16 protein-coding genes are annotated in these 13,507 nt (G+C 46.1%); 8 read left to right on the plus strand and 8 right to left on the minus strand.

Annotated elements, in window-relative coordinates; translation table 11 throughout:
• Positions 1-142 precede the first annotated feature (142 nt).
• On the plus strand, positions 143-898 hold the full coding sequence (locus tag CHX35_RS05965; RefSeq protein ID WP_091835451.1) for a YebC/PmpR family DNA-binding transcriptional regulator: 756 nt from the start codon (positions 143-145) through the stop codon (positions 896-898).
• A gap of 65 nt (positions 899-963) precedes the next feature.
• Here CHX35_RS05965 and CHX35_RS05970 read toward each other — a convergent pair whose 3' ends face one another.
• The 7 genes from CHX35_RS05970 to CHX35_RS06000 form a co-directional block, all read right to left on the minus strand.
• Positions 964-1,209: a hypothetical protein gene (locus CHX35_RS05970; RefSeq protein WP_245838669.1), complete on the minus strand. Its 246-nt coding sequence runs from the start codon at positions 1,207-1,209 to the stop codon at positions 964-966.
• 281 nt (positions 1,210-1,490) lie between these two features.
• Positions 1,491-3,593, minus strand: coding sequence for a heavy metal translocating P-type ATPase (locus CHX35_RS05975; protein WP_091835457.1), 2,103 nt, complete (start codon positions 3,591-3,593; stop codon positions 1,491-1,493).
• Positions 3,594-3,619: 26 nt separating this feature from the next.
• Positions 3,620-3,883 (minus strand): ArsR/SmtB family transcription factor, encoded by a 264-nt coding sequence (locus CHX35_RS05980; protein WP_245838687.1) that lies wholly within the window; start codon positions 3,881-3,883, stop codon positions 3,620-3,622.
• Between the two features lie 210 nt (positions 3,884-4,093).
• Entirely contained in the window at positions 4,094-5,494 is a 1,401-nt protein-coding gene (locus CHX35_RS05985; RefSeq protein ID WP_091836153.1) for a nucleoside recognition domain-containing protein, read from the minus strand.
• Positions 5,466-6,233 carry a FeoB small GTPase domain-containing protein gene (locus CHX35_RS05990; protein WP_091835463.1) on the minus strand — a complete coding sequence of 256 codons (768 nt, stop codon included), beginning with the start codon at positions 6,231-6,233 and terminating at the stop codon, positions 5,466-5,468. The genes CHX35_RS05985 and CHX35_RS05990 overlap by 29 nt, the downstream gene beginning before the upstream one ends.
• Positions 6,217-6,486 carry a FeoA family protein gene (locus tag CHX35_RS05995; protein WP_091835466.1) on the minus strand — a complete coding sequence of 90 codons (270 nt, stop codon included), beginning with the start codon at positions 6,484-6,486 and terminating at the stop codon, positions 6,217-6,219. The genes CHX35_RS05990 and CHX35_RS05995 overlap by 17 nt, the downstream gene beginning before the upstream one ends.
• A 362-nt stretch (positions 6,487-6,848) precedes the next feature.
• Positions 6,849-7,328, minus strand: a complete 480-nt coding sequence (locus tag CHX35_RS06000) for a hypothetical protein (protein WP_091835468.1) — start codon at positions 7,326-7,328, stop codon at positions 6,849-6,851.
• Between the two features lie 159 nt (positions 7,329-7,487).
• Here CHX35_RS06000 and ruvC point away from each other — a divergent pair, with 159 nt between their 5' ends.
• From ruvC to yajC, 7 genes are all read left to right on the plus strand, one after another.
• A complete protein-coding gene (ruvC, locus tag CHX35_RS06005; protein WP_091835470.1) occupies positions 7,488-7,994 on the plus strand; it encodes a crossover junction endodeoxyribonuclease RuvC in 507 nt (168 codons plus the stop codon).
• Positions 7,991-8,608 (plus strand): Holliday junction branch migration protein RuvA, encoded by a 618-nt coding sequence (ruvA, locus tag CHX35_RS06010; RefSeq protein ID WP_091835473.1) that lies wholly within the window; start codon positions 7,991-7,993, stop codon positions 8,606-8,608. The genes ruvC and ruvA overlap by 4 nt, the downstream gene beginning before the upstream one ends.
• 24 nt (positions 8,609-8,632) lie before the next feature.
• Positions 8,633-9,634: a Holliday junction branch migration DNA helicase RuvB gene (ruvB, locus tag CHX35_RS06015; protein WP_091835476.1), complete on the plus strand. Its 1,002-nt coding sequence runs from the start codon at positions 8,633-8,635 to the stop codon at positions 9,632-9,634.
• Entirely contained in the window at positions 9,631-9,849 is a 219-nt protein-coding gene (locus CHX35_RS06020) for a DUF2905 domain-containing protein (RefSeq protein ID WP_091835479.1), read from the plus strand. Before ruvB ends, CHX35_RS06020 begins: the two co-directional genes overlap by 4 nt.
• 71 nt (positions 9,850-9,920) lie before the next feature.
• Positions 9,921-10,952, plus strand: coding sequence for a tRNA preQ1(34) S-adenosylmethionine ribosyltransferase-isomerase QueA (gene queA / locus CHX35_RS06025; RefSeq protein WP_091835482.1), 1,032 nt, complete (start codon positions 9,921-9,923; stop codon positions 10,950-10,952).
• A 113-nt stretch (positions 10,953-11,065) separates the two neighbouring features.
• A complete protein-coding gene (gene tgt, locus CHX35_RS06030; RefSeq protein ID WP_091835485.1) occupies positions 11,066-12,211 on the plus strand; it encodes a tRNA guanosine(34) transglycosylase Tgt in 1,146 nt (381 codons plus the stop codon).
• Positions 12,212-12,257: 46 nt separating this feature from the next.
• Entirely contained in the window at positions 12,258-12,548 is a 291-nt protein-coding gene (gene yajC / locus CHX35_RS06035; protein ID WP_091835487.1) for a preprotein translocase subunit YajC, read from the plus strand.
• Between the two features lie 30 nt (positions 12,549-12,578).
• On the opposite strand, the gene CHX35_RS06040 is transcribed toward yajC, so the two are convergent.
• On the minus strand, positions 12,579-13,418 hold the full coding sequence (locus tag CHX35_RS06040) for a phosphatase PAP2 family protein (RefSeq protein ID WP_091835490.1): 840 nt from the start codon (positions 13,416-13,418) through the stop codon (positions 12,579-12,581).
• Positions 13,419-13,507 lie beyond the last annotated feature (89 nt).

Consider the following 13,507-nt stretch of genomic DNA (forward strand, 5'->3'; position numbering starts at 1 on the left):
CTTATGGTATCATAAAAGTGTCTTTATCATATCTTTCGTACGCAAAGTACGGAATTACGATTGCTAAGTTACGGAGGGATCCGTCGACATCATTGGTGGATCCTTTCGTTTGTTTGCATTTTTTGTACGAGGAGTGAGACAGATGGCTGGCCATTCAAAATGGAAAAACATTCAACACCGCAAAGGGCGACAAGATGCTTTGCGGGGAAAAATATTTGCAAAACTCTCAAGAGAAATCACCGTTGCCGCCAGAAGTGGTAGCGATCCAGAAACCAACCAACGACTGCGATTGGCGGTTGCGAAGGCACGGTCCAACAACATGCCCAATGATAATGTAGAACGGGCGATCAAAAAGGGCTCTGGTGAAGATGGTGGAGGCAATTATGAGTCCATCATGTATGAAGGATATGGTCCAAGTGGTGTTGCTGTCATGGTCGAAGCACTTACCGATAACCGTAACCGGACGGCTGCAGATGTTCGGCATATATTTTCGAAACGAGGAGGGAACTTAGGGGAAGCGGGATGTGTGGCTTGGATGTTTGCCCGTAAAGGGTTGTTAGTGATGGATCGAGAAGAATCCGAACGAAATGAAGACGATATGTTATTGTTGGCACTGGAAGCAGGGGCTGAGGATGTCGAAGTTACTCCAGAATCCTTTCAGGTAATCACGGCTCCAGAAGTTTTTGAAGAAGTAAAAGTAGCCTTGGAGTCCGAGGGGGAGAACTGTTCGACTGCGGAAGTAACCATGATTCCCGAAAATACGGTAGAACTTACCGGAGATTCGATTGATAAGATGTTAGCGTTGATCGATGCATTAGAGGATAATGATGATGTGCAGAATGTATACGCTAATTTTGAGGCGGATGATGCGGACCTGGCGAATTATCAATCATCATGAAAAAAGGCCTCACACAAGAAACCACCCACTCATGATCGAGTGGGTGGTTTCTATTTGCTGTGCATTTAAATAATTCGTGTGGTGTGAGGTTTACTATAAAAACTAGCTCCCCCGCCCCCTACTAATACGGTACCACCGACTGGAAAGGTAAGGATACGTGTTCGACCGTTATTGAGCAAAAGGGTCACTTTTGCATTTCTTTTGGTGGCACGATAGACGACAAACCCACTCCGATTGATACGATCCACCCAATTGCGATCAAATTCAGCCCGAGCGACCCGAGTGGAAAACGTCTGATTAACAATAGCCAAGGCAATAAAACCTCCTATGGATGAGTTAGTTTAGCGTATTCTCAGTTGGTAGAAAGGATTGGGTGAAAGTAGGAGGAAAGAAAAACAATATTAAATGATGGATGTGTATCGAGGAACTTTCCACGTCTGAGGAGTGGATGGTTAGAGGGAAATACAAAGGTTCTTATCATTAAGAATGCGAATAGAAGTCGTAGGTCATGGATGAGAAATATAAAAAAAGTCCATCGATGTAAGATGGACTTTGATTTTCTTGATTGCTTGATGAACCACGAAGTGGATCGTTATTTTGTGAGGGGGATGGTTTGTTGTTGGTGAGTGGGCTTTCTCTCCCAAAGGATGGTGAGGCTGATCAAAGTAACCAAGATGGTTGCCCCCATGTCGGAGAGGATCGCAATCCATAGGGTTAGCCAACCTGGAATGGTTAACAGTAGCGCAAGGAGCTTTAGACCAAGAGCAAAGGTGATATTAAGACGAATCGTGCGATTCACCCGCTTGGCGATATGAATCGCATCGGGGAGTTTCTCCAGATGATCCTGCATAAGGACAATATCTGCGGTTTCAATCGCACTATCGGTCCCTTTCCCCATGGCGACACCAAGATCCGAGGCGGCAAGTGCAGGGGCGTCATTAATGCCATCCCCAATCATGGCTGTCGGGTAATGAACGGATAAGGATTTTACCTTCTCCACCTTGTCTTCAGGTAGGAGCCCTGCATAGACGGTTTTGACACCGACTGTCTGAGCCACTTTTGTTGCTGTTTGGGGGTGATCACCTGTTAACATCACGGTTTGTTGAATGCCAGCATCATGTAATGCACGAACCACGGTAGCACTCTCTTCACGAATCTCATCGGCTAAACCAAAAAGGCCAAGTACATGGGTTTCGTCTGTTACGATGACAAGTATGGCACCCGTACCTTTAAGCTGATCGATATCCCGTTGGACTTCTTGCGGGATGGTTAAATGATTCGTACTGCGTTCATTGCCTGCCCAATAACGCTTACCATCAATGATCGCGGTAACCCCTTGTCCAGGGAGTGTGGTTAGTTCGGTAGCTATAGGTAACACCGGCTCTTGTACTTCCTGCATAATGGCTTTGGCAAGAGGGTGTGTGGATTCTTTTTCAAGGGCACCTGCAATGGTTAATAAGGAGGGGTGATACGAAATGGTTTTGATGACATGAGGCGTTCCCTTGGTTAATGTTCCTGTTTTATCAAAGGCAATGGTTCGTATTTTACCAAGCTGTTCAAGATGGTTTGATCCTTTGATCAGGATGCCGTTACGGGCATTTCGTGTGATACCAGCAATATTTGCAATGGGTGACGAGAGAATTAATGCGCAGGGACAACCTACGATGAGAACAGCTAATCCTTGATATAACCAATCCTTCCATGCGCCTCCTCCTAACAAAGGAGGAAGAAACATGACGATCATCGCAATCACGATAATGGCAGGTGTGTACACCCGGGAAAACCGATCGATAAATAATTCGGTGGGGGTTCGCTGATCTTGTGCCTCTTGAACCAGTTGCAGAATGCGAGAGATTGCTGATTGGGAGAAGGGGCTTTCCACACGGACCTTGAGTACCCCTTCGTTGTTGATACTCCCACCATATACAGAGTCCTCACTTCCTTTTTGAATGGGAAGGGATTCCCCTGTGATGGCGGCTTCATTTACGGAACTATTTCCTTCAATAATCACACCATCAGAGGGGATTTTTTCCCCTGACCGCACGAGGACGATATCTCCTGCTTGTAAATGATCAATCGAGATGACGGTGGTTTCTCCATTGGAGGTAAGGAGTGTTGCTTCCCTTGGCGCAACTTCCATCAAGGATTCCATGGAGCGACGTGCTTTTTCCATCCCTAATCCCTCGAGAAATTCATTGAGCCCAAAAAGAATCGCAACAAAGGTTCCTTCCCGCCATTCACCGATGGCGACAGCACCGATAAGGGCGATGGTCATCAATGTGTCCATGTTAAATTGAAAGCGCAACAGGTTACGAATGCCTTTACGAAAGGTAGAGGCGCCGCTGAGTAGAATTGCAATGACATAAAAACCAATGGCAATGGGCATGGATAGGCGCTCTTCAAGCAAGAATCCAACAAGAAAGAGGAGTGTAGCAATCACTAAGTTGCGTTTTTCTTTGCGACCTTGATGTGAATGGCTGTGGGAAGCCATTTCTTCATCCCCTGTTCGGATGACGATCGCTTCTTCTGAAAGGATTTTATTTACTTTATTCATGTCGATTTGGTCATCGACGACTAATTTACTACTATGAAAAAGAATTCGTGTGGCTTCTCCATAGGGAAGTTTTTTAATTTGGCCTTCCACTTTGGCAGCACACCCTGGGCATGAAAGGCCTTGTAATTGATGTTCCTTCAAGGGGCATACTCTCCTTTGATGGATGGTTAATCGTGTTGTGCGTGATGAATTGTCTGGCGGAGAATGGTCATAACATGCTGGTCTTCTGGCGAATAGTAAAGCGTGGTTCCTGCACGACGAAAGTTGACCAGACGTAGATTTTTTAAAAATCGTAGTTGATGCGAAACGGTAGACTGGGAGAGAGATAAGGTATCGGCGATTTCATTGACAGAAATCTCCCGTTCAGCAATGAGATGAAGAATTCGTACACGTGTGGGATCAGCCAATGCTTTAAAGGTTTGTGTAACCATAAAAAGCGTTTCCTCATCCAGCGGTTGATAAGCACCTGTTGAATGAGAGTGAAAGGAATGTTCGTGGATAGAATCTTCATGCGTGGAGTGGGTCATAAATGGGATCACCTCACATTTTATTGAATAGCCGTTTCAATTATCCTTATATGCACACATTATCATATATAGATACTATGTCAACCGCCCTTAGGCGGTTGACATGAAAAGCCGTTATACCCAACCCATTGCATGTGCGATCTGGGTGGTAGCAAAGGTGACGCCGATGGCGATCACTGTCGGAATCAGAAATGATAAGAAGGTCCATTTGGCACTTTTGGTTTCTTTATAGATATTCACCAAGGTGGTTCCACATGGATAGTGTAAGAGTGAGAAAAGCATCATGTTGAGGGCGGTTAACCAAGTCCAACCATGATCCAGAAAGATCTGTTTCAACTCGTTTAAGTTATCCACTTCTAACATGGCTCCGGTGGAAAGGTATCCCATTAAAAGGATAGGGAGAACGATTTCGTTTGCAGGTAGCCCGAGAATAAAGGCCATTAGAATAAATCCATCCATCCCAAGCGCTTTAGCGAAGGGGTCTAAGAACGCGACAACATGTTCCAGTACGCTGAGATTCCCAACATCAATATTGGCAAGAATCCAGGTGATGACACCCGCTGGTGCAGCAATAATGACAGCACGCTTTAATACGAAAAGGGATTTGTCGATGCTAGCACGGAGAATCGTATCCCATAACTTTGGCCGTCGATAGGGTGGAAGTTCTAAGGTGTAGTGAGTCGGAACCCCTTTAAGAGCGGTTTTAGAGAGTGCCCAGGAAACAGCGAGAGTGACGACGATTCCAAGGAGTACCATTCCCATAACAACCGAGGCGGTGACTAACGTTTGAGCGCCTCCCGCAAAACCTGTAGCCATAAATAGAGAAGAGAGAAGGATCAATGTTGGCCAACGTCCATTACAGGGAACGAAGTTATTGGTTAGGATGGCCATCATTCGTTCCCGGGGGGATTCAATAATACGGGTCGACATGATGGCTGCCGCATTACAACCAAACCCCATTGCCATGGTAAGGCTTTGTTTACCATGACCACCTGCTCCTTTAAATAGACGATCCATATTAAAGGCGACGCGCGGGAGGTATCCGAAGTTCTCTAAGAGGGCAAATACGGGAAAGAAGATTGCCATGGGTGGGAGCATGACACTCACTACCCAGCTCAGCCCCCGATATAAGCCTAAAACAAGGACGCCATGTAGCCAATCAGGTGCGTGAAGCGCATGAAAAGCGAGGGTGAGATAACCCTCAATCCAACCAAAGAAATCAGCAAGCATGGCGGAAGGTACATTGGCTCCTGCGATAGTGATCCAAAAGACGATACCAAGCAGGGCGAGCATGATGGGAAAACCCCATACTTTCGAAGTAAGGATGCGGTCCAGTTTTTCAGAACGCATCATTTTATTTTCATCGGTATACCGAACCGTATCTTGACAGACGGTACTTCCCGTTTGATGGATCTGAGAGACGATCTCATCACGAATGGAATTACTGGATAGCGTTTGCGCTTGATCAAGAAGCGCATTTAAACTATTACGCTTCGACGGGATAGAGGGATTCATCGACCCCATGGTTATGAACCTCCTTTCGGTGTAGCTCAATTCGTTGGTGTAGGGAGTCAATAAGACTTTGATCGCCATCAAGGAGGCGAAGAGCAACCCAACGTGCGGGAAGTCGATCACCAAAGGTAGAGGTTACGGATTCTTCTAATGCAGAAATTTTCTCCTCTAGTTCATCACTGTAACGGATGCGATAGGGGTTGGTCTTCGTTCTTCCGTAAGCCATCTCCTGAATCACCTTCTGTAGGCGATCCAAACCATCTCGATTACGAGCAGAGGTTTTGACGACGGGGACACCCAGTTTTTTTGAAAGGCTTTTTTCATTAATATAAATGCCCTTTTTCTTGGCTTCATCCATTAAATTGATACACAACACGACCCGATCCGCCATTTCTAAAACTTGCAAGGCAAGGTTCATGTTCCGTTCCATTGCGGTAGCATCCAATACCACAACGGTGACATCGGGTTTTTCAAAAATAATACAATCCCGTGCCACTTCCTCATCTGCGGAATTGGAATAGAGGGAGTAGGTTCCTGGTAGATCGATCACGGTATAAGCATCACCATCGTATTGATAAGATCCCTCTGCATGAATGACCGTTTTTCCTGGCCAGTTTCCTGTATGCTGGCGCAGTCCGGTTAACGCATTAAATAGCGTGCTCTTTCCAGTGTTGGGATTACCAGCGAGGGCAATGCGAAATGGATTCTTCTGGCTGTGTTTTGGGTTAGTGCGTGGATTCATGATATTCACCCCCGATGATTTCTCCAAAGATCTGTGAACTCTCTTCTTTACGTAAGGCAATGGTTGTATGGATGACACGAAAGGCAACGGGGTCACCGAGTGGGCTACGTTGAAGCACTTTCACTTCGGAACCAGGAACAAACCCTAGATCCAATAGTCTGCGACGCATGGTTCCTTCTAACGTCATATGATGAATTCGAATGCGTTGGCCAGGGAGCCCCTCTGTTAGGGGAATAATCGATGACTGGCTCACTTATGATGACCTCCTGTATAGTACCCCAAAGGGAAAAATGCAAAGGATGGAAGAGGGCAAAGGATTTAAATATAGACAACTATTTTTGATTAAACTACATAAGTTGCATTAGGGAAACATTTTGCTTACATTCATTCTAAACGGGGGGAGGATTCCTTGTCAATAGGGGAAACGAAGAGGTATGGATCTATGTTATTCGCCTGGCTACGCTTGGTGTCTGGTGGTGTTTCCTTTGGGCAAAAAAAGATCATCCCTTACAGTGAAGGGACGATGGAAGGGAAGTCAATGTTTAGATAGGATTCATTCATCATGAGGGTGGTTCGAGCGAAATTTTTTATTGAGAGTTTGCGATGGATTCTTTATTAGGGTCGTTCAATTTTCTTCCACGTTAAGTCTGGATATTCTTGAGAGAGTCGTTGGTAGGCTTCGAAGCTTGCATAACCGCCCATTTTCGGATCAAAATTTTGTTCAAAGGAGTCAACTTTCCATGTCGCTCCCACTTTACGAAGGCGAACTTTGTAATCCCGTTTGTCGGAGGGACGGTGAATCAAAATGGTGCGGTTTCCCATTTGATGATCAGTTGGGGATTTAACAATCCAAATCGGTGGATTATGGGTGGCTTCATTTTTAACCTGCCGAATGGGGCGATGGAGTGCACGTACTTTTTTGGTATCAGCAAGCATAGACTGAGCTGCTTGATCGTCTCCATTCACCCATACTTCCTTATAGAAACGGACAGCTGCTTTTTCAGGCCCCGCGGAATCCTGAAATTGGCAAGCCGTGGGAAGGATCAGAGAGAGGAGGAGGAGAGCGGTGGCGATCAGCTTGGTTCGTGGGAACAAAAGGAACACTCCTTTGATCTTTTTCACAGCTTTTGCGATTAATCGGTTTCTCATTCATGAAAATGAAGGGTTTGCTAGGAAAAACACAGTCATGGGACGAACTATGGTATAATCGTTACCCGATGAGAATGGATGTTCGATAGAGAGAGGGGCGGCGGGGTGCGAATTATTGGAATTGATCCAGGTGTTGCAATCGTAGGGTATGGAGTGCTTGATCAAATAGGAAACCGTCTGAAAGTCGTGGATTATGGAAGTATTCAAACACAAGCTCGCACAGCGAAGGCGATGCGACTGAAGCAAATTTATGATGCGGCGACCCAACTATTTTCTGAAAACCGCCCCGAAGTGGTTGCTATTGAAAAACTTTTTTTTAATCGCAATGTAACGACCGCTTTTGATGTCGCTCAAGCAAGAGGGGTGGTCATGCTGGCGGCTGAGGAAGCAGGGGCAAGTATCACGGAGTATACGCCGATGGAAGTGAAGATGGCTGTGGTAGGCTATGGTGGTGCAAAGAAACGCCAAGTTCAAGAGATGGTAAAGACCCTGCTATCCCTTGCAGAAATTCCAAAGCCGGATGATGTTGCTGACGCTCTTGGGGTTGCGATCTGTCAGGCGCATTCAACCACCTTTACAGATCGATTGAAAGCAAGGGGGTGGCAAAGGTGATTGACTTTATACGAGGTCAGGTAGCGTATCATTCCCTTGATGCGGTGATCGTGGAAGCTTCAGGTGTCGGATATCGAATTTTTTGCCCTCACCCCTTCTATTGGAAGGAGGGAGAGATGGCACAGGTGTTTACGCATCAGGTGGTGCGCGAGGACTCCCAGAACTTATATGGGTTTGCTAACACTGATGAACGCGATCTCTTTCGCCTTCTATTGGAGGTATCAGGAATTGGACCGAAGGTTGCGTTAGCAGCCATCGGTGCAGGATCTCCACGAGAACTCGTAGAAGCGGTGCAACGGGAAGATCTTCGTTTTTTAACGAAGCTACCAGGTGTGGGGAAGAAGACTGCGCAACGTCTGATCTTGGAACTGAAGGACAAGCTTGAAAAAGCGGGCTGGACTTCATTGATAAGGGGAGCAAAAGACGTAGTGGATACCCCTGGATATACAGCACAGGCCTCTCAAGAGGCAATTGATGCGTTGATGGCGCTAGGCTATAATGAATCAGAAGCGCAGGCGGCAGTTCACCAAGCAGGAGAAGCTTTTGGTGAGGAAAATCCTTCAGTGGATGAATGGATCAGAAAAGCCCTTCAAGTTTCGATGAAGGCAAAGTAATGCGAAACGAGGGGGGAATGAAGGATGGAAGAGCGGATCATCTCTTCCCATATGGCGATGGAGGACGAAGTGGTCGAATTCAGCCTACGCCCTCGTTTTTTACGGGAATATATCGGCCAATCGCGTGTGAAGGAAAATCTAGAAGTATACATAGAGGCTGCAAAACAACGAAATGAAACCTTGGATCATGTTCTTCTTTATGGTCCACCTGGGCTGGGGAAAACCACCTTGTCCCATATCATCGCCAATGAAATGGGTGTACAAGTGCGGACAACTTCGGGACCTGCGATTGAACGTCCTGGGGATTTAGCAGCGATTTTAACCAATTTACAAGCAGGGGATCTTCTCTTTATCGATGAAATTCATCGATTAAATCGAAGTGTCGAGGAAGTTCTCTATCCAGCTATGGAGGATTTTGCCCTCGATATTGTGATCGGTAAAGGTCCCAGTGCTCGATCGGTCCGTTTGGATCTTGCACCGTTTACCCTTGTTGGTGCGACTACGCGAGCAGGATCCCTCTCTTCTCCCCTACGGGATCGCTTTGGCGTAGTGAGTCGGTTAGAATATTATACGGTGGAAGAGTTAGCGCTGATTGTATCTCGTTCAGCGGATCTCCTAGGGGTTCGGATTCATGAGGATGGTGCAGAAGAAATTGCGTGCCGTGCACGAGGAACCCCAAGGGTAGCGAATCGTCTGCTAAAGCGTGTGCGTGACTTTGTCGAAGTGCAAGGCGATGGCATCATTACGGCGGATTCCGCACGGGGTGCATTAGGGCGCATTCAGGTGGATAGACTGGGATTGGACGAGGTGGACCATAAGTTACTACGTTCCATCATGGAAATGTTCCGAGGTGGCCCTGTTGGATTAGAAACCATTGCGGCAACGATCGGGGAGGAATCTCATACTGTGGAGGATGTGTATGAACCCTACCTTATGCAAATCGGTTTCCTACAACGAACGCCTCGAGGTCGGGTAGTCACCCCGCGTTGTTACCAACATTTTGGAGTGGAGATGCCAGACTCATGAATCCAGTTGCTAAATACCTGATCGTTTTTGGATTGGTTCTGGTTGTAATCGGACTTGTCTGGCAAGTGGGTGGCCGTTTCCTCCATTTCGGTCGACTTCCGGGGGATATCCTCATTGAGAAAGAACATGTGCGCTTTTATTTTCCCATTGTCACCTGTATTGTCATCAGTGTGGTGATGTCATTGATCCTGTATCTGATCCGCCTGTTCCGGTGAGGAGCAGGTGGTTTTTTCTTGTTAACGGTCCGAAATGAATCGTTGACTGACTTTGTAGAGGGAGGTACCTTATGGATGTATCATTGTTTGATTTTGATCTTCCCCAGGAGTTGATCGCACAGACTCCGTTATTGAACCGTTCTTCATCACGACTTCTTGTTCTTGATCGTAAGACAGAAGAGATTGAGCATGGTACCTTTGCCGACCTGCTAGGATACTTAAAAGCAGGGGATGTTCTGGTATTAAATGATACCCGGGTACGTCCTGCGCGATTGATTGGTGTCAAGGAAGAAACGGGTGCGCAGATTGAACTTTTACTCCTTAAACCGCTAGGTGAGGACCGTTGGGAGGCGTTGGTAAAGCCAGCGAAGCGTGTGAAGGAAGGAACAGTCATTTCCTTTGGGGAGGGGCGTTTAAAGGCAATCGCTCAAGAAGAGGCGGATATGGCGGGTGGACGTGTATTTCAATTGCACTATACAGCGAGTGATTTAGAGGAGCTCTTAGTGGACTTAGGACAGATGCCTCTCCCACCCTACATCCGTGAGGAGTTAGCTGAAAAGGAACGTTATCAAACGGTTTACTCTCGTGAGACAGGTTCAGCAGCGGCACCCACAGCAGGACTTCATTTTACTCCTGAACTTCTCCAAGCTGCTAAAGAGAAGGGAGTGGAAGTGACTTTTCTAACTCTCCATGTGGGTCTTGGGACTTTCCGACCTGTCAATGTTGAAACATTAGAAGCGCATCAAATGCACGCGGAGTTTTATTCGTTGGGTGAGGAATCAGCGAATCGAATTCACCGGGCAAAGGAAGAAGGACGGCGGGTGATTGCCGTGGGTACTACGGCTGTACGGACGTTAGAAACCATTGCCCGAGATCATGGTGAAATACGAGCAACGAGTGGTTGGACGGACATTTTTATTTACCCAGGTGTGAAATTTCAGGTCGTCGATGCATTATTGACCAACTTTCATTTGCCGAAATCGACCCTGATTATGCTGGTCAGTGCCTTTGCAGGTCGCGAGCTGACCCTTCATGCGTATCAAGAAGCGGTAGAAGAACAGTATCGCTTTTTTAGTTTTGGTGATGCGATGTTCATTTTGTAATCGGTAAGGTTGCCTTTTATGGTTTTGTCACATCTTTTGCCGAATCGATGCCTTCTGAAGGTTTATCCAGAAGGGGTCCTAAGGTATAATGGTACGAGTAGGAGGAACGCTCAGTGGCTGTTCGTTATGAATTAATTAAAACCTGTTCACAAACAGGTGCCCGATTAGGGCGGTTACATACCCCTCATGGAACGATTGATACTCCTGTTTTTATGCCAGTTGGTACATTAGCAACGGTAAAAACGATGAGTCCAGAAGAATTGAAGGAGATGGGTAGTGGCATCATCCTGTCCAATACGTATCACCTTTTTTTACGACCTGGACATGATGTAGTGAAGGAAGCCGGTGGTCTTCACTCATTTATGAATTGGGATCGAGCGATTCTTACGGATAGTGGTGGCTTCCAGGTCTTCAGTTTATCTGATTTGCGTAAGATTACCGAAGAAGGCGTTTCTTTCCGTTCCCATCTAAGTGGTGAGCCGTTATTCATCAGTCCGGAAAAATCGATTGAGATTCAAAATGCATTGGGTGCAGACATTATCATGGCCTTCGATGAATGCCCTCCATACCCTGCGGATCGTGACTATGTAAAGAAATCCATGGAACGTACGTATCGCTGGTTAAAGCGATGCGTCGATGCACACGAGCGTCCGGAAGAACAAGGTCTTTTTGGAATTGTGCAGGGTGGAATGTACGGTGATTTGCGAAAAGAGAGTGCGCGGCAAATTACATCCATTGATTTGCCTGGGTATGCGATTGGTGGACTTTCAGTGGGTGAACCGAAGGAATTAATGTATGAAGCTCTGGAAGAAACGACCCCGTTGTTGCCTGTGGATAAGCCGCGCTATCTGATGGGAGTGGGTTCCCCCGATGCATTGGTTGAAGGAGTCATGCGAGGCGTCGATATGTTCGATTGTGTGTTGCCTACCCGCATTGCTCGGAATGGGACAACCATGACAAGTGAAGGACGTGTAGTCGTTCGCAACGCTAAATATACGCGTGATTTTGGCCCCCTTGATCCAGAGTGTGATTGTTATACCTGTCGGAACTATAGCCGAGCCTATCTGCGCCATCTGTTTAAAGCAGAGGAGACGCTTGGCCTACGATTAACGACCTATCACAACTTGTACTTTCTGTTGAAGCTGATGGAAGGTGTACGACAGGCGATTCAAGAGGATCGGCTCCAGGATTTTCGTAATCAATTTTTTACTAAATACTATGGGTCGATGAACAGTGACGCGATGCGTCGTGGTTTTTAAGTAGGATTCGAGTGATTCTCTATACAAAAGAAGGAGGAGTAGGAATATGGAAAAATTTTCAGGTTTACTTCCGATAGTCCTTGTCTGTGTTATCTTCTATTTTATGTTGCTTCGTCCTCAACAAAAGCAACGGAAAGAACGAAATGCCATGCTGGGTTCCATCAAAAAAGGGGATAAAGTGATCACCATTGGTGGACTGCACGGTACGATTATGGATCTGACCGATGATCGAGTCACCTTAAAAGTAAATGATACGAGCCGTTTGGTATTCGAACGTTCTGCTGTCAACACAGTGGTAAGCGAGAGTGAAGAAGAAACGGCGAGTGAGAAGAAATAAAAAAAGAACTCCCTGCAGGGAGTTCTTTTTTTATTGGATATCGGCAATATGTTCCGAGGCCTGCTGGGAAGAAAGAGTAGACATTTTTCCGAGGGGAATTTCACTAAAGCGAAAAGCAAGAGCGACACTAGTAAGAGCAAGTACTGCTCCTGTGATGATGTCTAAATACCAATGGATACCGAGATAGAGAATTGCAAACAGGACGACAGCTGCTGATAGAGAAGTGATCCGGCTAATGGGTCGATTCACCGATTGCCAAGCGATTAGGGCAAGGGTGATCGAGATGGATGTGTGAAGACTGGGAAAAGAGTTATCGAGTCCTGATAAACTTCGGTAACCTGACTCAAATCCTGGGTAGACCGAGGGAATCAAAAATTGAATATCTGGATGGTAGTACCAGGTTTCTGATACAGGTGCAAAAAGGAAGAAGGGAATGGCTAGTAGATAATTTAAACCGATACTGTAAAGCAAAGTATACATCGAGCGATAGTCTTTCTCACGATGGTAGATCAGTAAGGAACATGCCATCAAAACGGAAAAAACAATCACATAAAAATAAGTGGTCACATAAGTAAGGGCTACATTATCAAACCAGTGTTGAAAGAGAGGCGTGATATTACCTTCAAAGGCTCGTATATAGGGCGTCCAATCTTCAGTTTTATCAAGTGATGGCTCGAGTAACAATTCCATCTTGTTAATCGCTAAAATTCCTAAACATAATAGTACATGAACCATCATCATACGAATACGAAAAAGATCACGCAGAAAATCTACCACAATGGTAAAGGGATTTTGTCGTAAACAGATCGTTAGAATCACTAGGAAGGTGATTACACTGGTTATGAATATGGTAAAGGTGGATTGAAACAATCATCTACACTCCCCAGTGAAAAGGATCAGCCTCAAAAGGGCTACTAATAAATAAGAGCTCCACGTAAAAAGGAAAGCTCCGGTTTAAT

It is taken from the genome of Marininema halotolerans (assembly GCF_900116235.1).
In the GTDB taxonomy this organism is placed as follows: Bacteria; Bacillota; Bacilli; order Thermoactinomycetales; family DSM-45169; genus Marininema; species Marininema halotolerans.

What these genes read in the sequence shown, in the direction of transcription:
- CHX35_RS05965 (WP_091835451.1), top strand. Translation starts at nt 143, where the DNA reads ATGGCTGGCCATTCAAAATGGAAAAACATTCAACACCGCAAAGGGCGA.
- CHX35_RS05980 (WP_245838687.1), bottom strand. Translation starts at nt 3,883, where the DNA reads ATGGTTACACAAACCTTTAAAGCATTGGCTGATCCCACACGTGTACGA.
- CHX35_RS05985 (WP_091836153.1), bottom strand. Translation starts at nt 5,494, where the DNA reads ATGAATCCCTCTATCCCGTCGAAGCGTAATAGTTTAAATGCGCTTCTT.
- yajC (WP_091835487.1), top strand. Translation starts at nt 12,258, where the DNA reads ATGGAAAAATTTTCAGGTTTACTTCCGATAGTCCTTGTCTGTGTTATC.
- ruvB (WP_091835476.1), top strand. Translation starts at nt 8,633, where the DNA reads ATGGAAGAGCGGATCATCTCTTCCCATATGGCGATGGAGGACGAAGTG.
- queA (WP_091835482.1), top strand. Translation starts at nt 9,921, where the DNA reads ATGGATGTATCATTGTTTGATTTTGATCTTCCCCAGGAGTTGATCGCA.
- CHX35_RS06020 (WP_091835479.1), top strand. Translation starts at nt 9,631, where the DNA reads ATGAATCCAGTTGCTAAATACCTGATCGTTTTTGGATTGGTTCTGGTT.
- CHX35_RS05990 (WP_091835463.1), bottom strand. Translation starts at nt 6,233, where the DNA reads ATGAATCCACGCACTAACCCAAAACACAGCCAGAAGAATCCATTTCGC.